The sequence below is a fragment of the Pseudomonas sp. NIBRBAC000502773 genome, from assembly GCF_006517195.1.
Lineage (GTDB): Bacteria > Pseudomonadota > Gammaproteobacteria > Pseudomonadales > Pseudomonadaceae > Aquipseudomonas > Aquipseudomonas marginalis.
Window position 1 is genome coordinate 83,996 of sequence record NZ_CP041189.1, and the last position, 19,041, is coordinate 103,036.

Consider the following 19,041-nt stretch of genomic DNA (forward strand, 5'->3'; position numbering starts at 1 on the left):
GAGTTGCGTCAGCGACACCTTGAACTGCTCGAGCAATTTCGACGGCTGTACCCCCCACCCTGCGGGGGAGCCTGAATCACCTGCAGCGCGAAATCTGCGCTGAGCTGGCCGCTGACGGGGACCTTGGCGTTGTAATAGGCGGTGACTTTGCTGACGTAGTTGGCCGGCAACGTCGCACTGGTGGCAAAGACTCGCCCGGTGACCAGCGGGGACTTACCGATCGAGATGATCTCGCCGTTGGCATCCGGGGTATCGAAGATGAAATACATTTCGGCATCCGGATCAAACCTGGAAGACGACAACGCCACCGTCACATCCACCGGATTGGCGTTATTCAGTGCAACTGTGCTCGACCAGCCGAAGCCTGTGGCGGGAGTCGGCGGCTTGGGCGGGATCGCCAGCGCAACGTAGGCCGCATTACCCGCTTCCACGATCGCCTCTTGCAGCGGGATAATCGCGCTGCCGGCAGGTGCCGGATGGTTGGCATCGGTAATGAAGGCGATCAGGTTATACGGCGCACCCTGTACGGGTGGCGACACGTTGCTGAACAGGAACGGCGTGTCGGTGACGGCCACCCCCTGCCCTGGCGCGCTGATGCTGACAACGTTGCTCTGGTCCTGGGTGTTCAATCGGACCCACTGCAGCTTCTTGTTGATGTTATCCGCGCTGCAATACCACAGCTGAACGCTGCCGACGGCCGTCTTAGTGACATCCGTGCTCAGGTTCTTGGCCCGGACATACACGTAGTTGGTGCCGTGATAATCGACAGCCTGCGAAAAGCCCTGGTCGTAGCACTCCACGAAACTGCTGAGGTCCGCGGGGCCGGCTGGCGCACTGCGGGTGATGAGGTCCGGCGAGGCGTCGTTCGGCGGCGTCTTGCCTGGCGATGTCTGGGCCAGGTTGTTGCGCACGAATAGCCAGTTGTAGTCATTAGACATGTTGCATTCCTCCTTAAAAGGTTTCGGCCTAACGGAAGCCGCCGTTGGGAACAACGCCATTGGAACCGACAATTGTCACCAGCGTCGGCTCTACATCCAGGAGTGTCCTGTAGCCTTCGTAGCCCAGGTACCGCTCGCCGTTTTTCGAGTCCACAAACACACTGTGTTCATCGAAGTTGCAACGCTTGTAATGGTTCTCCAGGTTCTGATCCCCATCCAGCAAATCACTGATGCTGGCACGCACTGCAGCCGACAGTTCAGGTGCATTGGTCACAACAAACTGCATGGTGAAGTTTGCGGGCTTTGGCTTGCCTTTGAAGTTGACATAGAAGGTGACTTTGCCGGCATAACCACCCTGGATTTTCACATTGGTGCCGACGATAAAGTTGGGGTTGACGTTGGGGTCTGGAGCACCGGGTTTTTGCGGTACGGGGGTGTCCCCGACGGCAATGGAGTCGCCCCATTTGGTGTTGTTGTTTGACGAGAAACCGACGACCGCCCCGACCGGCACGTTGGTTATCTGGATAGAGCAGGTGAACAGCGCATCATCCCAAGTCTGGTTCATGCTGATCTGCTGCTCATAGACATCCGAGGCCGAGACCGCCTGGATATTCACGTTGTGCCAGCCCAGGTTGCGGTTGGCGTAGATCCACGCTGCGTATTGATCGACGCTGGAATTGACGCCCGACGGGAACTGCGCATTCACCGCATCGAAACTGTCCGCGACGACCGCTATCAGGCAATGGTGCTCGGTGGTTTGCGGCTTCCAGGTGAACGCATTAGTGGCAACTACTTCTCCTGGACCGGCAGTCAGGGTTTGATAGTTCTGCCGCACTTCAATGGTTTTTCTCGGATCGTTGGGGTCCTCGACGACGGAGGTGTAGTTCATCAGACTGTCTTGGTTGTACCAGACATTCGGGGCCAGGAAGAGATTCTGCGGCACCTGAAACAAATAGATGTTTTGGGAGACATTTGCCGCACTGACGTTTTTCGCGCGGACATAAAAGTTATTGCTGAAGAACTCTTTTACGTCCTGATCGTAAGCTTGGTCATACTTCGAAACCATTTCCTGGGTCGTCAGCGCACTTTGGCCAGCGACCAGGATATCGGGGCTCCCGGTCCAGCTCCCCGAGCGCGGTAATTTACCAGTGTCACTCAGATTATTTCGAATCAGAAAATCATTTTTGACAGCCATGATGAGGCCTCACATTTTAAAAGAGTGATAGTCGGAATGATGACAACTTAGATGGATGCGCCGGTTAAACCTTCTCCATGCAACATCACATCAGGTGACTTGCAACGGTCTACGGGTATCGAGGTATTGGGTAGCGTTCGACACGAACGGCGAGCGTGCGCCGGTCGGCGTTCGACAGGTGTTGCAGGAAGGGAAATGAGTTCGAGCGAATCATTGGCAAACGCATCATCGGCCTCCTTGGCCTAGGTCAGCGATCCGAGCTCTCGGCCGGAGTGGCAGAGAACCATTGCGATTGAAAATCTCGACTGCTTAACACTGGAATGCTAGATCAGAACTTTTTATGCCCGGTTGGGGACTGCGCTCCCCATTACCGGTGTGGCGGGTGTATCCGCTGAATGGGTATAGCAACGAGCCATCACCCTGTCTAATTTTTTCCGGCCCGGTTTGCTACCGCCGGTCGTCTGAGCATATCTCGCTGAGGATAACAATCGACAGGGGGGAGGAATGGGCTTGCAAAATCGGCTCGACGAGTCCCGGTTACTGTCCGTTCCTGTGCTGCCCATGCAATCTCAAGCGGGTATGAGCAGCTTCAGCGTTCGACTCACGACTGCCCAAACATCCGACTAATCGACTGGACAGTAAATCGCCCCAGGCGAATGATGCAAGCCAGCTGCATCGGAACAGACCTCGAATAAAAACAACGGAGGGTCGCCTACCGACTATGAACATTCTCTACGATGAACGCGTCGACGGCGTCCTGCCTGACGTCGACAAACAGGCGCTGCTGCACGCCCTGCAGACTCGCTTGCCTGACCTGGAAATCCTGCACCAGCACGAAGCGCTCAAGCCGTACGAATGCGACGGACTCTCGGCTTATCGCACCACGCCCATGCTGGTGGTGCTGCCGCGCCACATCGATCAGGTCCAGGGCGTGCTTCGAGTCTGCCATGAGCGGCGTGTACCGGTTGTGGCTCGCGGCGCGGGCACCGGGTTGTCCGGCGGTGCGCTGCCGCTGGAAAAAGGCGTGCTGCTGGTGATGGCGCGCTTCAACAACATTCTGCACATCGACCCCGCCGCCCGCACCGCCCGGGTTCAGCCGGGGGTACGCAACCTGGCGATTTCCCAGGCTGCCGCGCCGTTTGGCTTGTATTACGCGCCGGACCCTTCCTCGCAGATCGCCTGTTCCATCGGCGGTAACGTGGCGGAAAACGCCGGTGGCGTGCATTGCCTGAAGTACGGGTTGACCGTGCACAACCTGCTCAAGGTCGACATCCTGACCGTCGACGGCGAACACGTGAGCCTGGGTTCCCAGGCCCTCGATGCTCCGGGTTTCGATCTGCTGGCATTGTTCACCGGCTCCGAAGGCATGCTCGGGGTGATCACCGAGGTCACGGTCAAGCTGCTGCCCAAACCACAAACCGCCAAAGTGCTGCTGGCCGCCTTCGATTGTGTCGAAAAGGCTGGCCGTGCCGTGGGTGACATCATTGCCGCCGGCATCATCCCGGGCGGCCTGGAAATGATGGACAACCTGGCCATTCGCGCCGCCGAAGACTTCATTCACGCCGGCTACCCGGTGGACGCCGAAGCGATTCTGTTGTGTGAACTCGATGGTGTGGAAGCCGACGTCCACGACGACTGCGACCGCGTGCGCCAGGTGCTGGAACAGGCCGGCGCCACCGAAGTGCGCCAGGCTCGGGATGAGGCCGAACGCGTGGGTTTCTGGGCCGGGCGCAAGAATGCGTTTCCGGCGGTGGGCCGCCTCTCACCGGATTATTACTGCATGGACGGGACGATCCCGCGCCGCGAACTGCCTGGCGTGCTGCACGCTATCGCGGCGTTATCGACCGAGTACGGCCTGCGGGTGGCGAATGTTTTCCACGCCGGCGACGGCAACATGCACCCGCTGATCCTGTTCGATGCCAATCAACCGGGCGAACTCGACCGCGCCGAAGCCCTGGGCGGCAAGATCCTCGAATTGTGCGTGAAGGTCGGCGGCAGCATTACCGGTGAACACGGTGTGGGCCGCGAGAAGATCAACCAGATGTGCGCCCAGTTCAATAGCGATGAGCTGACCGTATTCCACGCCGTCAAAGCCGCCTTCGACCCGGGCGGATTGCTCAACCCCGGCAAGAACATCCCGACGTTGCATCGATGCGCCGAGTTTGGCGCCATGCACGTTCATCTGGGTCAGATGCCCTTCCCCGACCTGGAGCGTTTCTGATGCGCAGCGAACACCCTATCGACGCCAGCGCAGTGCTGCTGGAGCAGGTCAACCAGGCGCTGAGCGACGCCACGCCGCTGCGTATCCAGGGTTCCAACAGCAAGGCGTTCCTTGGCCGCGCAGTCACCGGGGATGTCCTCGACACCCGCGCCCACCGGGGCATCGTCAGCTACGACCCGACGGAACTGGTGATCACCGCCCGTTGCGGCACGCCCTTGGCGGAGTTGGCAGAAGTACTGGACGCCGCGCACCAGATGCTGCCTTGCGAACCGCCCTCCTTCGGTGAGCACGCCACCGTCGGCGGCATGATTGCCTGCGGACTCTCGGGACCGCGACGCCCCTGGTCAGGATCGGTCCGCGACTTTGTCCTCGGGACGCGGGTCATCACCGGACAGGGCAAGCATTTGCGCTTCGGCGGCGAGGTCATGAAGAACGTCGCCGGCTACGATCTGTCGCGCTTGATGGCCGGCAGTTACGGCGCACTTGGGGTGGTGACCGAAGTGTCCCTCAAGGTCCTGCCCAAACCACGGCAAACCTTGAGTATCAGCCTGGAAATGGACACCGACCGTGCCTTGCTGCGCCTGGCGGAATGGGGGCAGCAACCGCTGCCGATCAGCGCCGCGTGTCACGATGGCCAGCGCCTGCACCTGCGGCTCGAAGGGGGCGAAGGCTCGGTGGCGGCGGCCCATGAGCGCTTGGGCGGCGAGTTGCTGGACGCGGCCTACTGGCAAGACCTGAACGAACACCGGTTGAGTTTTTTCGATGAGGAACTGCCCCTTTGGCGCCTGTCCTTGCCGCACAACACGCCCCGACTGGCGCTGCCAGGTACCCAATTGATCGACTGGGGTGGCGCCCAGCGCTGGCTCAAATCCGACGCCGACGCGAGCGTCATTCGCGCGGTGGTCGAAAAAGCCGGCGGGCATGGGACCTGCTACCACCCGGGCCTGATCGACAGTCCCTTCCAACCGCTGCCCGACACGTTGATGCGCTACCACCGGAACCTGAAGCAGCAACTCGATCCACGGGGCATCTTCAATCCCGGTCGCCTGTACGCGGAGCTTTAAACCATGCAGACCACCTTGAGCGAAGACGCCCGCCGACTGCCTCGCGCCGAAGAAGCCGAACGCATCCTGCGCAGTTGCGTGCACTGCGGTTTTTGCAATGCCACTTGCCCGACCTATCAACTGCTGGGCGATGAACTGGATGGCCCGAGGGGGCGCATCTACCTGATCAAGCAGGTGCTCGAAGGCAATGAAGTCACGCAAAAGACCCAGCAACACCTGGACCGGTGCCTGTCCTGCCGTAACTGCGAAACCACCTGCCCCTCCGGCGTCGACTATCACAACTTGCTCGACATCGGCCGGGCGGTGGTCGACGCAGCAGTACCGCGCCCACTCAGTCAGCGTTTGCTGCGCGAAGGGTTACGCAGCGTCGCTCCGAATCCCGCGCTGTTCAACCTGCTGATCGGCAGTGGCCAGCTATTTCGAGCATTGTTGCCCAACACCTTGCAGGCCAAGTTGCCTCGCCGCGTCTACCCGCCCAAACCGCGCCCGACCACGCGCCACGCCCGCCAGGTATTGATGCTTGAGGGCTGCGTGCAACCGAGTCTGTCCCCCAATACCAACGCCGCCACGGCGCGGGTGCTGGATCGCCTGGGGATCAGCGTCATATCCACCCGCGAGGCAGGCTGCTGCGGTGCGGTGGATTACCACCTCGACGCTCAGGCTGCGGGCCTTGAGCGCGCCCGCCGCAACATTGATGCATGGTGGCCGAGCATTGAAAACGGGGCCGAGGCCATTGTGCAAACCGCCAGCGGCTGCGGGGCCTTTATCAAGGATTACGGCCACCTGCTCAGCACCGACCCGACGTATGCCGCCAAGGCGCACAGGGTCAGTGCCCTGGCCAGGGACCTGGTTGAAGTGCTGCGCGGCGAGCCACTGGATAAGCTCGGCGTACACAGCGACCAGCGCCTCGCGTTCCACTGCCCCTGCACGTTGCAGCATGCGCAAAAACTCGGCGGTGCCGTTGAAACCCTGCTGACAAGCCTGGGCTTCAACCTGACCGCGGTTCCCGACGGCCACCTGTGCTGCGGCTCGGCGGGCACCTATTCGCTGACCCAGCCCGAATTGTCGCGGCAACTGCGCGATAACAAGCTGAATGCGTTGGAAAGCGGCCACCCCGACGTCATCGTCACCGCCAATATCGGCTGCCAGTCCCACCTCGACGGCGCAGGACGCACCCCGGTCAGGCACTGGATCGAACTGGTCGAGGCCGCGTTGCCCTCACCAGGTACTGCAGAATCCTTGCGGCTGCACGCACCGAAGGCCACAGCAAACTAGCCGGGGGCAATGCCTGGATTGAATCGGCCCCCTGTGGTGAGCGGGCTTGCCCCGCGCTGGGGTGCGAAGCAGCCCCTGATGAAGACGAATGCGGTGTATCAGGCACGCCTCTGCGCCTGGTTTTTGGGCTGCTGCGCAGCCCAACGCGGGGCAAGCCCACTCGCCACAGGGTTCTTTGCGCGCTCTCGAACGGGTTCGAACACGGCGGCCTTAAGCAAGCGTGAGGAACAACGCCGAGGTCCAGACCCGGGACTGGTCGCGTTGGCGCGCGCAGATGAACAGCGGATGCTCGCGCCCCGCGTGCAGATTGAGTGGCGCCAGCTCGATCTGCCCCTGCAGCTCACGGGGCAGCGCTTCGGCGGTGGTCCTTTCCAGGGAGACTTTCAGCTCCGCCCCTGGCAGCTCTTCGATCACCTGGGATTGCGCCAGCAGTTCTTCGCCGGACAGCTCCATCAGCACCGTCGGTGCATGCACGTAGGGCTGCGGTTCGGACGGATCGCCGACCTTGATGTAGTTGTCGATGCGGCTGCGGACCTGCAACGTCGCGCCGGCCAATTGCGACAGGTCGATTTCGATGCTGTCGGTGTCGCCGTTGGTGTCGGTGCGAAAGGCCAGGGTCGTGGCGTCCTTGCGCCATACGGTTTGCTCCGGATGATCGAGGCCCAAGGCACGAAAACCATTGATGACCGCGCCCGTCACGCGAATTTCCCCGGTCCAGTACGCGCCGCGATAACGGTCCTTGATGCGTGCGCCCCCCAGGCGCAGCCGGATGCGTTGGGCGGAAAACCCCAGCTCCTGATGCAGGTTGCGCGACCAGATCAGTTTATCGCCGTCGAACAGGTCCACCTGCTCCCAGCCCGCCTCGCCCAGCAATCGATAGTCCAGGGTGGCATTGGAATCGGCGCTGAAGACCTCGCCCATGAAATGCTGACCCTGGCGCAGGCTGGCAAACGCACGCTCGCCCGTCGTGGCAAAGGTGCGACGGGCGCGAAGGGCCTTGCCGACACTCGAACGGTCGAAAGACTCGGCAATCACACCGGTCAATCCGCCGCGAGAGCCAAACACGGCCGTGGCCGGAACCCCGCCGCCGCAACGGCCCTGATGCTCATCGCTGTTCGCCGCGGCGCCGACCCGATAGCCACGCTGAAGGGCTTCGGCGTAGACCCAATGGAACTGGCCCCAGGCCGAGCCGACTTCGATCAAGCGTTCCAGCTCCGGATGGTGCCAGTCGAGGTTGCAGCGGCGCCCGCCGACATGGGGCATCATCAGGTGACCTTCCGGGTCTTTCGCATAGGCCGCGTACAACTCGTCCACCGGCCAGGCGCCCGGTTTGATGGTGCCGGCAGTGAACTCGTTCCACTCGAACGAGCGCACCAGGCGCCCTTGATTGTCGAACGGAAACTCGGGCTTGCGATCATGCAGGAACACCACATTGCGGTCACCGCCCGCGCAGGAGTTGCCGCACCACTCGGTGCCGGGGTAGCAGACGAAGCGGCCGGGCTCGTTGAGTTCGTGAATCAGCTTCACCGCCTGATCCCAGCGTTGCTCGGTGATATTGAAGTCGTTGGCGGTGTAGCCGAGCACATCGAGGCCGGCGACATCGCGGCCGTAGCTGAGGTTGTAGAGCGTGTCGTTGGTGCCCACGGTGTCATCGGAGTGCACATGCAGGTCGGCGTACAGCGGGCGCAATGCGCTGCCGGCCGGATCAACCGTCACGAAGGCCTGGGCGCCACGCACACCGGGCGCCTGCACCTCGGCGGACAAACGCCACTCGCCCACCGCCCCGAGGTCAAATCCCTCGAGCCGCACCGTCGCCCACCCTTCATTGGCCAGGGTAAACGCTTGCTGGCGCTCGCCGCCTTCCGGATCAACCAGGGTCAGTACCCCGTTGAGCGGCAGGTTGCGGCACGTGTTGCCCCAGGCATCGTCGACTCGCAGCAGCACGTCGAACGCCTCACCGGCGCCGACCAGGCGCGGCACAATCAGCTGCACACTCTGCGCCGGTCCCGGCACGATGTTCAGCAACGGATCGCCTGGCACCTCGGCAAATTTCGAACTGCCCAAGGGGTCGATAAACAGCCGGAAACGGAAGTCTTTCTCGACGAAACTCTGCACCCGCGTGCCCGCCCCGCCCTGGCGACGGTCACCCAGGCGAATAGTGATTTTGTCGCCGGGATTCAGGTAGCCGTCGATGATGTCGATGATGATCGCTTTCTGGAACGGCCGTTCGTGGCCCTTCTGGTCGAAGCGCACTTTCAGGTGCTGCACGGTGGCCTGGCTCTGCCCGGGGACCAACTCGCCCGCCTGGTACTCGGCGCTGACGTAGTTGGGACCGGCCGGGTTCGAGGTCTGGAACAGTGCCCAATCGGAGTAGAACTTGAACGCCAGTTTCAGCCAGGCGCCATCCGCCAGGCCGCTGCCGCCGACCTCGTAGACCAGGGTGATTTCATCCCATTGCCCGGCAATCAGCGTGTCCCGATCACAGTCGATGCTGCCGAGGAACGGGCGTTGCTTGTTGCGTTCGTAGAGGCCTTGGGGGGCGATGTAATGCCCGGCTTCGCGGGGATCGAATACGTTACTCACATGACACCTCGTGCAGTGGTCCACTGAAGGTTTGAAAGGGATCGAAGGCAAAGGACGATGCTTACTGCACGCGCCATTTCTGGTAGTGACGCTCGATGCGCCGGAACACAAAACTCTCCATCAGCCAGGCAATCAGGCCGATCAGCACAATGCCCAGCAGCACCTGGCTGCTGTTGCCGATCTGCCCGCCGGTGGAGACCATCCAGCCGATGCCCTGGGAGGCGCCGATCATTTCTGCGGCGACCAGTGCCCGCCAGCCCTGGCTGAACCCGATGCGCAAGGCCGCCGTCACGAAGGGCAATGAGGCCGGCAGGTAAACGTGGGCCAGCAATTGCCAGGGGTTGGCGCCCAAGGTGCGCGCCGCGCGGACTTCGCCACCGCGAATGCTCTGTACGCCTTCCTGGATGGTTACCGCCATGGGGAACATCGCGGCAATGAAAATCACCAGCACGATGGAGACATAGCCCAGGCCGAAAATGATCATGATCAGCGGCGCCCAGGCAATCGGCGGGATCGCCATGAACAGGCTGTTGAGCGGCGAGATGAAATCGCGAAAGCGCGAAGACAAGCCGCCGGCCGTGCCCAGCACAATCGCGACAAACACCGCCGCGCAGAAGCCGCCGACTTCCTCCAGGACGCTCGCCCTGAGGTGCTGCCACAGCGAACTGTCGCTGAGCCAACGCAGCGCTTCGCGCGCCACATCCCAGGGCTGCGGCAGGATGTAGGTGGGAAAGCGGCTGGCCAGGGCCATCCAGATCAACAGCAGGAATGGCAGCGAAGCCCATCCCCAATTCGGTTTTGGCAATGACATGACAGGCTCAGACTCAGCGCGAGGCTTTTTCCAGGTAGGCGGTATCCACGATCTGCTCGGTCTTGAGCGTGGTGTCGATAAAGCCCAGGTCGTGGGAGTAATTCATCAGGCGCTGGATGAATTCGATATCCGCAGGCAGCAAGCCCGCCGACCAGCCCAACCGCGTGCGCGCCTGGGCGACGATGGCCTCCGGGGCAATGGTCTTGCCGTCAGGCCCCTGGACCGCTTCAAGCTTGAACGCCTCGGCGATGATGCGATTCGACTCGTCGGGATGCTCGTTGAGGAACGCGATGGCCTTGCGGTGCGCACGCAGCAGTTTGACCACATCGTCCGGTCGCTCCTGCAAGGTTTTGGGCAGCGCGATCACCACGTACCACGGGTAGTTCGGCAGTGCCTGGTTGACGTCGAGCAGAACCCGGCTCGACCCGCGCAGCAACGATTGGCTGACAAAGGGTTCCCAGGAAAACGCTGCATCGACGATGCCGCGCTCCAGCGCCGCGTTCATGTTGCCGGGTGGCATGTCGATGATGTCGAGGTCCTTGTCCGGGTTGAGCCCGGCTTTTTCTTTCAGCACATAGCCGCGCAATAGCACGTCCATGCCACTGCCCTTCTTGACCCCAGCGAGCTTTTTGCCCTTGAGCTGCTCCAGACTGTTGATCGGGCTTTTTGCATCGACAATCACCGCCGCCTGACCGTAATTGACCTTGGCCAGAATCCGGCTTTGCAAGCCTCGGGAGAACCATTGGTACACCGGCGGCGTGCCGACATAGGCCACGTCCAGCTCATTGGCGGCCAGCGCCTGCTGGATCACCGGGCCATCGCCCAAGGCCTTGAGGTCGACATTCAAGCCTTCCTCGCGGTAGTAACCCTGCTTGTCGGCGATCAGCGCCGGGGCGTTGGCCATGGCGAACACATACCCCACGCGCAGGGGTTTCTCTTCAGCGGCCACGGCACCTGTGCTACTTGCCAAGGCGGCAACAGACAAGGAAAGAGCAAGCAGCGAACGTTTGATCATGGGGTTAACTCGGGTTGGCGGGTGGGGTTAGGGATGGCTTCGGCCGCGCCCATGACCTGGGAAATGCGCTCCATCAGCTCATTGCGGTAATCGAGAAAGGCCGGCAGGCGTCGTGTTTTGAGGTTGGAACGCGGGCGCGGCAAATGGATATCCAGTTCGCTATGGATACCGCCGGGGGCGATGTTGAGCACGATGACCCGGTCGGCCAGGAACACCGCTTCGTCGATGTCGTGGGTAATGAACAGCACCGTCTGACCCAGCTCGGCCCAGATCCGCAGCGTCTCTTCATTCATGCTATTGCGGCTGATGGCGTCCAGCGCGGCGAAGGGTTCGTCCATCAGCAATACGCTGGGCTCCAATGCCAAGGTCCTGGCCAGGGAGACGCGCTGCTGCATGCCGCCCGACAGTTGATGGGGCAAGCGCTGTGCCGCGTTCTCCAGGCCGACCAGGCGCAAATACTGCAACGCCTGGGCACGCTGTTGCGCCTCGCTGAGTTGCGCCGTCATCCGCAGGCCGAAACGCACGTTCTCCAGCGCGCTCAACCAGGGAAACAACTGCGGCGCCTGAAACACATACCCCAACTCCGAGCGCTCCGGGCGCACGGCGGTCTGGTTGATGCTGATCCGGCCGCTCTGGGGTTGCTGAAAACCCGACAACAAATTCAGCAACGTGGTTTTTCCGCAGCCGGACGGCCCGAGGATCGCGACGAATTCACCCGGCTTGGCGTTCAGGCTGAAAGCGTTGAACACCCGATGGCCGTTGGGGTAGCTGAAACTGATGTGATCGACCGTCAGGGCGTCGGCTTGCGGCGGTGCGTAAGGCAAGGAGTCGGGCATGGCAAGTATCGTCAGGTCGTTTACAATGGGAATGCCTGACATAATACGTATTAATACAAGCTGTCCCAATAACCTATTTTTATAACCTTAGAAGTGAAGGCGCACCGCCCCACTCCAAGGCCCCTGGAAGCCGACCGTGTCCACGTCCATTCTGCGCGATAGCACCACCTCGCTCTACGAACAGATCGCCCATCGTTTGCTGGAAGAGATTCAGCGCGGCGATTTCGAACCCACCGGCAAACTGCCGTCAGAAGCCGAACTGGGCGAACGCTTTGGCGTGAGTCGCGTCACGGTGCGCCTGGCAGTGGGCAAGCTCAGCGACGACGGCGTGGTGGAGCGCAAGCAAGGCAAGGGCACGTTCGTCGCCGCGAAGCAGGTTCGGCATGGCCTGGATGCGTTGCGCAGTTTCCATGAAGCCTTGTTATTGCAGGGGCTCAAACCGAGCATGCAGGTGATCGGCCACACGCTGCAGCCCGTTCCGGAAGCCTTGATGGCGTTGTTTGAAGGCGCCCACGATTGCCTGCTGCTGGAGCGCCTGCATTTCGTGGATGACGAACCTATCGCCCTGGGCCGCAGCCATCTACCGGCCGAGTTGGCCGGCGTGGTCTGGACGGACGTCGAGCATCAACCGATCTACTCGATCCTGGAATCGATCACCGGCCAGGCCGTCACCCGTGCCGACCTGGCCATCCGTGCGCAAGCAGCCGATGCACGCCTGGCCAGCACCCTGCACGTCAAACGCGGTGCCGCGCTGCTGGTGATGGAACGCAGCTCTTACTTTGCCGACGGCCGTTGCTGCGACCGCACCACCTTCTTTATCCGTCCGGAACGCTATGCGTTTGTCCTCAGCGGCGTATTCAAATCTGCCAAATAGCAATCTGTACAAGTCACTTGAAGGGATCGGCAGATACGCTGCGCTGGGTTTCCTAGCGATAGCCTCGCGCCTGAACGTCGAACAGCTCGGCATAACGCCCACCCGCAGCCATCAGCTGGTTATGGCTGCCCTCCTCCAGAATCTGCCCGCGTTCCAGCACGATAATGTGATCCGCACTGCGCACACTAGAGAAACGGTGGGAAATCAGCAGGGTCATGCGGCCCCTGGCATGCTCACGGAAGTGCTCGAACACCGCCGCTTCAGCCCCGGCATCCAGCGCGGCAGTGGGTTCATCGAGGATCAGCAGATCGGCATCCTGACGCATGTACGCCCGCGACAAGGCCACTTTCTGCCACTGCCCCCGGACAGTTCCTGGCCTCCAAACCAGCGTCCCAGCTGGGTTGAATAGGTATGGCTCAAGCGCTCGATAAATTCCGCCGCCACGCCTTGAGTGGCAGCGCTGCGCCAGCGGGCCTGGTCGTCCAGGGCATCGACGTCCCCCACGCCGAGGTTCTCGCCGACACTCATCTGGTAGCGGATGTAGTCCTGGAAAATAACGCCGATGCGCTGGCGCAGGGTGTGTTCGTCCCATTCCTGCAGGTCACTGCCATCCAGCAGGATGCGGCCTTCATCCGGGGTATACAGACGGGTCAGCAGTTTGATCAGGCTGGTCTTGCCGGAACCATTCTCACCCACCAGGGCCAGGCTTTTCCCCGGTGCCAGGTGCAGGCTGATATTGCGCAGCGCGGCGGATCCGGCGCCTGGGTAGGTGAACCCCACCTGCTCGCAGCGCAGGCCATCGCCAGGGCGCGCGCCCTCGGTGAGCCGGCCGCGCGGCGTGATCACGGGGGTTTCAAGGTATTCATACAGGTCCGAGAGGAACAGGCTGTCGTCGTACAGCCCGGCAATGGCGCTGAGGCTGGCGGTGATTGCGGCCTGCCCCTGCTTGAACAGCACGATGTACATGGTCATCTGGCCCAGGCTCGTCTGGCCACGCACGGTGTCGAGTACCACCCAGGCGTAGGCCAGGTAAAACGCTGCGGTGCCCAGCAGGCCCAATGCGAAGCCCCAGGCATCGCGGCGCAGCGTCAATTGGCGGTCCTCCGTATACAAGCGCTGAGCGTTGTCGCGATAGCGCTGGAGGAACAGCGGTGCCAGGCCAAACAGCTTGACCTCCTTGGCATGGGACTCGTGGGAGAGCAAGGATTCCAGGTAGTTCTGCCGGCGCGTCTCCGGTGCACGCCGGTGGAACAGGCGAAACGCATTGCCGGAAAAATGCGTCTCGGCGAAGAACACCGGCAACGCACCGACCACCAGAATCAACAGGGCCCACGGCGAAAAGTGCACCAGCAGGACAGCAAAGCTGACCAGCGAAATGAGGTTCTGCACCAACCCCAGTCCTTTGGTCACCAGGCTCAGCGGGCGCGTCGAAGCCCCCTGGCGCACGCGCACCAGCTTGTCGTAGAACTCGGCGTCTTCAAATTGCAGCAGCGAAAGGGTCTGGGCTTTCTCCAGGACCATCAGGTTGACCTTCACGCCCAGCTTCACCCGCAACAGCGACTGCTGCATCGACAGCGCCCGTTGCGCCGCCGCCAACAAAGCCAGCACACCGGCCTCGGCCAGCACGTAGCGCATCACCGGCCACACGGGGGCCTGGCTGCCGGCCGCATGAACCTGCATGGCGTGGACCACGCCATCAACGATGCGCTGTCCAATCCAGGCGGCCAGTGCAGGCAGCAGTCCGGCGACAATCGTCGCCAGCAACAGCCCCGTGAACAGTGGCCGCGAGGTTTCCCACACCAGTCCCAGTGCTCTGCGCGCCTGGGTCGAAAACGCGCTCAATCGATTGAACAGCACCATGAATGGCACGGACTCCTTGAGGGGGGGTGAAATCAGGCCGGACGGCCGAGAGCCATGGATATGGGCGGGTCACTGCGCCACTCGCTCCCGGATCCAGGCGCGCCCCGGATTATGACAGGCCGTGACACCAGAACCACGCGTATTCATCGATGTTCTTCCCAGGTGCGTCGTCGCCAGTGGTTGGCGTGACGTCTTTTGACTCGATGGCGGTTGGGCGCCCGACCTTAGGTCACGTCCTGACGCCCCGCGCGGCCCAGCGACCAGCCAAAATTCATGCCCGCCGCCGCCAGCAGGATCGCGCCTGCGCCCATCACCTGCAGGGCGCTGAGGGGATGGGCGAAGGCTACCCAGTCGACCAGGATGGCGACAATCGGATAGATGAACGACAGTGCCCCAACCAGTGCCGTGGGGATTTTCTGGATGGCGCTGTACAGCAGGGTCGACATCAGCCCGGTATGGACCACCCCGATAATGATCAGGTAAGTCCAGGCGCCCTTGAGCGTTTCGCCCCCAGTGAAGTCCACGAACGGTGCCAGCACCAGCACGCCGACCACCATCTGGATCAGCACGATCAGGTGCGCGGGCAATCCTTGAGACGCTTGGTGATCGCCGCCGCCACGGCATAGAAAAAGGCCGAAGCCAGGGCCAGGCAGACGCCCAGCAGGTAGTCGGCGCCGGTGGCCTGCCCACGGCCCTTGGCGGACACGATCAACAGCAGCCCGGCGAAGGCCAACAGCAGCCAGCCGACCTTGGCGATGCTGAGGCGTTCGGCAAAAAACAGCACACCCAGGCCGACCAGCATGAACGGCTGAACGTGGTAGACCACCGTGGCAATGGCAATAGAGGAATGGGTGTAGGCACCGAACAGCAGCACCCAGTTGAGGACCAGCGCCACCCCGCCCAGGCACACCAGAAGGAATTGCCGGGCAGTGATCCGGGAGCGACGCAGCACCCCAAGCGCCAGGCACGCGACCAGCATCGCCAGGGCGCCGAACAGGCAACGCCAGAACACCACCGCCTCCGGGCTCTGCCCCGACATGACGACGAACCAGCCGACTGTGCCGGAGATGACCATGGCCGAGATCATTTCGAGCGTCCCACGGGTTTGCGACTTCATCACTCACGGCTTCCTTGCTATCGACATCGCCATGGCCCAAGCCACCGTTCGCGGGGAAATAGGCTGGCAAATACAACTTTATAATGAACGTATGGCCGATATACTGAACATGGTACCCAAGAGCGTCAACCCATTTAGGGATGGTTTACAAAACAAATGACCGATATAACGAACGACCTGCCGAAAAATAATCTGACTCGAATCGATCTGCTGGCGCTGTCAATCAAGCGCGAGCGCCTGGCCGCCGGGTTTTCCTTGACCGAGCTGGCGAAGCGCGCCGGGGTAGCGAAGTCGACCTTGTCTCAATTGGAGTCGGGCATCGGTAACCCCAGCATCGAAACCTTGTGGTCGCTGGCGATGGCCATGGGCTTGCAAGTCACCCGGTTCTTCGAGCAACCCCGGCAGGCCCTGCGGGTGATTCGCGCCAACGAGGGCATGACCGCCTATGCCGAGACGGCCCATTACGCAGCGACACTGCTTGCCGATTGCCCGGCCGGCGTGCAGCGCGACATCTACCGACTCAAGGTGCAGCCCGGCGAAGTTCGATTGTCTCAGCCTCATCCACCGGGCACCGTAGAGCATGTGGTGCTGTGCAGTGGCAGTGCACGTATCGGCCCGGCGAGTGGCCCGGTGTTGCTCAACGCCGGCGACTACATCAGCTACCTGGCGAATGTGCCGCATGTGTTCGAGGCACTTGAGGCGGACACTACGGCGGTGATGGTGATCGAGCATTCCTGAACTGGGAGCACCTTGAAGCCTGTCAAACCCGTAGCTGCCGAGCCCCGGCGAGGCTGTGTCGGCCGCGACTCGGGCTTGAATCGGCAGGGGGATTGCTAGCAACTTAACCCTTTCATCTCGTCAATTTTATCGAGCAGGACGCTAATAACCCCCGCCTTTTTTTGGGGGGCCCATCAGTTGCGCGTCAAGAGCGTGTGCGGCGCAACCCCAAACGCCTTGCGAAAAGCATGACTGAAGTGGGAGAAATCGGAAAAACCGAAGTCCAGTGCGGCTTGGGAAACGCTGCGCACCTGGCCGCACTCGATAGCCGTGCGACTGGCATTCAGCCGTTCTTTCCAGATCTCCGCGACGGGGCTTTTCTGATGGCGGGCGAATGCACGGGTCACCGTGCGGGTAGACACGTGGTGGGCTTGGGCGATCAGTTCGATCGACAGTTCTCGGTCGCTCAAGTGGTGCTGGATGTAGGTCATTATCCGCGCATACAGATCCAGCTCCTGGTGAGTGGTCTTCAGGTCCTGGAGTTCCAGGCTGATCACGAGCAGGTCGATTATCGTGTTGGAGTAACGATTGCAAATGCCTCCATCCTCCAGAAGCACGGGAGTGTTCGCCATCTGGCGCAGCATCTCGCGCAGCGGCACCACGCCAGGGCGGCGGTCATCCAGCACCATTGCGGTGCATTCCGCCACACGCGGCAACCGCTCGGTCAGCAACTGCCGAGGGATGCGCATCAAGTGGTTTTCGCTCCCCCCAGGCTGAATCGGAACGGCCGGGTTGCGTCATAAAGGAACAAATTACCCGCGCCCAGTGTGGCCTTGCGCCCCTCTTGCTCAAGTTCGCCATACCCATTGAGGGTAAAGCCCAGCCACAGGTCGTCGGCGGGGCCACTGCGTAAATGCCGCTCGGAACGGACCCAATGATGCAGCGGGGACGACAGCCTGGAGACATCCAACGCCCCTACGCCGGAGACCTGGAGCGTTCCGTTGAAATCGCTCTGGGTCGAGGGTTTGCTGTCAGCCATAAGACAATGGCGACACACCACTTCTTTCCAGTAATCGAAGCGACGCGGTTGCGAAACGGCAAGGGTGGAATAGTGATTGTTCTGAGCCATGGCACTCACCTTAATGCAACGACTTGAAGCAGCGACACGCTGCCGGTCGATCTTGGAAAGCAAAATTCAGACCACGCCCAGCCCCCTTTATCGCGCCTGAGCCCTGGCATCGGGCATCTGTCTTTTCCAACCAAACGGTTGTCCTGGCGAACAAAGCGAGGCGGTTCGTACCTGCCTGACTATGACCTCACAGCCTGTCCAGCCCGTTACGCCTGAACCTGAAAAAAACAAGGAGCCGCCCATGGAATCTGCGATCGACAAACACCTTAGATGCCCACGGACGTTGTCCCGCCGGGTGCCCGAGGACTACCAGCCGCCCTTCCCTATGTGGGTCGGCCGCGCTGGCGAACAATTGAAGCAGGTAGCGATGGCCTACCTGGGCGTGCAGTTTCGCGGTGAGGCGCAGCGTGAGCGTGCCCTTAAGGCCATGCGCGACATCGTCGGCAGCTTCAGCCTGCCCGACGGCCCGCAGACCCACGACTTGACCCATCACACGGACAACAGTGGCTACGACAACCTGATGATCGTCGGCTACTGGAAGGACGCCGCAGCCTATTGCCGCTGGTTGCGATCACCGCCCGTCAATGACTGGTGGGCATCGCCGGATCGCCTGAACGATGGCCTGGGTTATTTTCGCGAAATCACCGCGCCGCGTGCCGAGCAGTTCGAAACCCTCTATGCGTTCCAGACGCAGTTGCCGGGGGTGGGCGCGATCATGGATACCACCAGCGGCGAGATCGAAGAGCACGGTTACTGGGGCTCGATGCGCGATCGTTTCCCGGCGTCCCAGACGGACTGGATGAGCCCCACGGGCGAACTGAAGGTGGTGTTGGGAGACCCGGCCAAAGGTGGCCGCGTCATCGTCATGGGCCATGACAACATCGCGCTGATTCGCTCCGGCCAGGACTGGGCTGACGCCGAGGCTGACGAGCGTTCACTGTACCTCGACGAAATCTTGCCGACATTGCAGGACGGCATGGATTTCCTGCGCGATAACGGTGCGCCCCTGGGCTGCTACAGCAATCGATTCGTGCGCAATATCGACCTCGACGGCAACTTCCTCGACATGAGCTACAACATCGGCCACTGGCGCTCGGTCGAGAAACTGGAACGCTGGGCGGAATCCCATCCCACCCACCTGCGCATTTTTGTCACCTTCTTCCGTGTAGCGGCCGGCCTGGTGAAGTTGCGGCTGTACCACGAAGTGTCGGTCTCGGACGCCAAGAGCCAGCTGTTCGAGTACATCAACTGCCACCCGCAGACCGGCATGTTGCGTGATGCAGGTGTCGCGCAAAGCTGACACCCGGCACCGCCCCATCCGTCCCGATTATTTTTTGGCCCTCATCTCTAGCGCATGGGGTCGGGGCCACTTTTTGACAGGCATCTGACCATGACGTGGCACCGGG

Annotated in this window: 12 protein-coding genes and 3 pseudogenes; 6 read left to right on the top strand and 9 right to left on the bottom strand. The window is 61.7% G+C overall.

The annotated features are described in order from the left end of the window. Positions 1-8: 8 nt before the first annotated feature. Together NIBR502773_RS00335 and NIBR502773_RS00340 are read right to left on the bottom strand one after the other, a co-directional pair. A complete protein-coding gene (locus NIBR502773_RS00335; protein WP_141155029.1) occupies positions 9-938 on the bottom strand; it encodes a hypothetical protein in 930 nt (309 codons plus the stop codon). 28 nt (positions 939-966) lie between these two features. After that, positions 967-2,133 (bottom strand): hypothetical protein, encoded by a 1,167-nt coding sequence (locus NIBR502773_RS00340; RefSeq protein ID WP_141155030.1) that lies wholly within the window; start codon positions 2,131-2,133, stop codon positions 967-969. A gap of 721 nt (positions 2,134-2,854) precedes the next feature. Between NIBR502773_RS00340 and glcD the strand changes: the two genes are divergently transcribed. From glcD to glcF, 3 genes are read left to right on the top strand one after another with little or no spacing between them, the layout of a single operon-like run. Next, positions 2,855-4,354: a glycolate oxidase subunit GlcD gene (glcD, locus tag NIBR502773_RS00345; protein ID WP_141155031.1), complete on the top strand. Its 1,500-nt coding sequence runs from the start codon at positions 2,855-2,857 to the stop codon at positions 4,352-4,354. Next, on the top strand, positions 4,354-5,418 hold the full coding sequence (glcE, locus tag NIBR502773_RS00350; protein ID WP_141155032.1) for a glycolate oxidase subunit GlcE: 1,065 nt from the start codon (positions 4,354-4,356) through the stop codon (positions 5,416-5,418). The genes glcD and glcE overlap by 1 nt, the downstream gene beginning before the upstream one ends. 3 nt (positions 5,419-5,421) lie before the next feature. Next, positions 5,422-6,693 (top strand): glycolate oxidase subunit GlcF, encoded by a 1,272-nt coding sequence (gene glcF, locus NIBR502773_RS00355; RefSeq protein WP_141155033.1) that lies wholly within the window; start codon positions 5,422-5,424, stop codon positions 6,691-6,693. Between the two features lie 210 nt (positions 6,694-6,903). Here glcF and NIBR502773_RS00360 read toward each other — a convergent pair whose 3' ends face one another. The 4 genes from NIBR502773_RS00360 to NIBR502773_RS00375 all read right to left on the bottom strand — a co-directional run bounded on the left by NIBR502773_RS00360 (position 6,904) and on the right by NIBR502773_RS00375 (position 11,938). Beyond that, on the bottom strand, positions 6,904-9,276 hold the full coding sequence (locus NIBR502773_RS00360; RefSeq protein WP_141155034.1) for a hypothetical protein: 2,373 nt from the start codon (positions 9,274-9,276) through the stop codon (positions 6,904-6,906). A 61-nt stretch (positions 9,277-9,337) separates the two neighbouring features. After that, a complete protein-coding gene (locus NIBR502773_RS00365) occupies positions 9,338-10,087 on the bottom strand; it encodes an ABC transporter permease (RefSeq protein WP_141155035.1) in 750 nt (249 codons plus the stop codon). Positions 10,088-10,100: 13 nt separating this feature from the next. Then, positions 10,101-11,102, bottom strand: coding sequence for an ABC transporter substrate-binding protein (locus tag NIBR502773_RS00370; protein ID WP_141155036.1), 1,002 nt, complete (start codon positions 11,100-11,102; stop codon positions 10,101-10,103). Next, positions 11,099-11,938, bottom strand: a complete 840-nt coding sequence (locus tag NIBR502773_RS00375) for an ABC transporter ATP-binding protein (protein WP_141155037.1) — start codon at positions 11,936-11,938, stop codon at positions 11,099-11,101. Before NIBR502773_RS00375 ends, NIBR502773_RS00370 begins: the two co-directional genes overlap by 4 nt. 136 nt (positions 11,939-12,074) lie before the next feature. Here NIBR502773_RS00375 and NIBR502773_RS00380 point away from each other — a divergent pair, with 136 nt between their 5' ends. Beyond that, the gene (locus NIBR502773_RS00380; RefSeq protein WP_141155038.1) at positions 12,075-12,812 is read left to right on the top strand and encodes a GntR family transcriptional regulator; all 738 of its coding nucleotides are present in this window, start codon (positions 12,075-12,077) and stop codon (positions 12,810-12,812) included. Between the two features lie 52 nt (positions 12,813-12,864). Here the strand turns inward: NIBR502773_RS00380 and NIBR502773_RS00385 are convergent. Beyond that, positions 12,865-14,672 (bottom strand): annotated as a pseudogene (locus NIBR502773_RS00385) (ABC transporter ATP-binding protein). Between the two features lie 224 nt (positions 14,673-14,896). Beyond that, positions 14,897-15,789, bottom strand: a pseudogene (locus NIBR502773_RS00390) (DMT family transporter). Between the two features lie 156 nt (positions 15,790-15,945). Between NIBR502773_RS00390 and NIBR502773_RS00395 the strand changes: the two are divergent. Beyond that, the gene (locus NIBR502773_RS00395; protein WP_141155039.1) at positions 15,946-16,527 is read left to right on the top strand and encodes a helix-turn-helix domain-containing protein; all 582 of its coding nucleotides are present in this window, start codon (positions 15,946-15,948) and stop codon (positions 16,525-16,527) included. Between the two features lie 173 nt (positions 16,528-16,700). On the opposite strand, the pseudogene NIBR502773_RS00400 reads toward NIBR502773_RS00395, so the two are convergent. Next, positions 16,701-17,635: pseudogene (locus NIBR502773_RS00400) on the bottom strand (helix-turn-helix domain-containing protein). A gap of 241 nt (positions 17,636-17,876) precedes the next feature. On the opposite strand from NIBR502773_RS00400, the gene NIBR502773_RS00405 reads away from it, so the two are divergent. After that, entirely contained in the window at positions 17,877-18,935 is a 1,059-nt protein-coding gene (locus tag NIBR502773_RS00405; protein ID WP_065941367.1) for a phenylacetaldoxime dehydratase family protein, read from the top strand. The last annotated feature ends 106 nt before the right edge of the window (positions 18,936-19,041 follow it).

Excerpts from the sequence above, each read along its gene's own strand:
- NIBR502773_RS00335 (WP_141155029.1), bottom strand. The coding sequence starts at position 938 with ATGTCTAATGACTACAACTGGCTATTCGTGCGCAACAACCTGGCCCAG.
- NIBR502773_RS00340 (WP_141155030.1), bottom strand. The coding sequence starts at position 2,133 with ATGGCTGTCAAAAATGATTTTCTGATTCGAAATAATCTGAGTGACACT.
- glcD (WP_141155031.1), top strand. The coding sequence starts at position 2,855 with ATGAACATTCTCTACGATGAACGCGTCGACGGCGTCCTGCCTGACGTC.
- glcE (WP_141155032.1), top strand. The coding sequence starts at position 4,354 with ATGCGCAGCGAACACCCTATCGACGCCAGCGCAGTGCTGCTGGAGCAG.
- glcF (WP_141155033.1), top strand. The coding sequence starts at position 5,422 with ATGCAGACCACCTTGAGCGAAGACGCCCGCCGACTGCCTCGCGCCGAA.
- NIBR502773_RS00365 (WP_141155035.1), bottom strand. The coding sequence starts at position 10,087 with ATGTCATTGCCAAAACCGAATTGGGGATGGGCTTCGCTGCCATTCCTG.
- NIBR502773_RS00370 (WP_141155036.1), bottom strand. The coding sequence starts at position 11,102 with ATGATCAAACGTTCGCTGCTTGCTCTTTCCTTGTCTGTTGCCGCCTTG.
- NIBR502773_RS00375 (WP_141155037.1), bottom strand. The coding sequence starts at position 11,938 with ATGCCCGACTCCTTGCCTTACGCACCGCCGCAAGCCGACGCCCTGACG.
- NIBR502773_RS00395 (WP_141155039.1), top strand. The coding sequence starts at position 15,946 with ATGACCGATATAACGAACGACCTGCCGAAAAATAATCTGACTCGAATC.
- NIBR502773_RS00405 (WP_065941367.1), top strand. The coding sequence starts at position 17,877 with ATGGAATCTGCGATCGACAAACACCTTAGATGCCCACGGACGTTGTCC.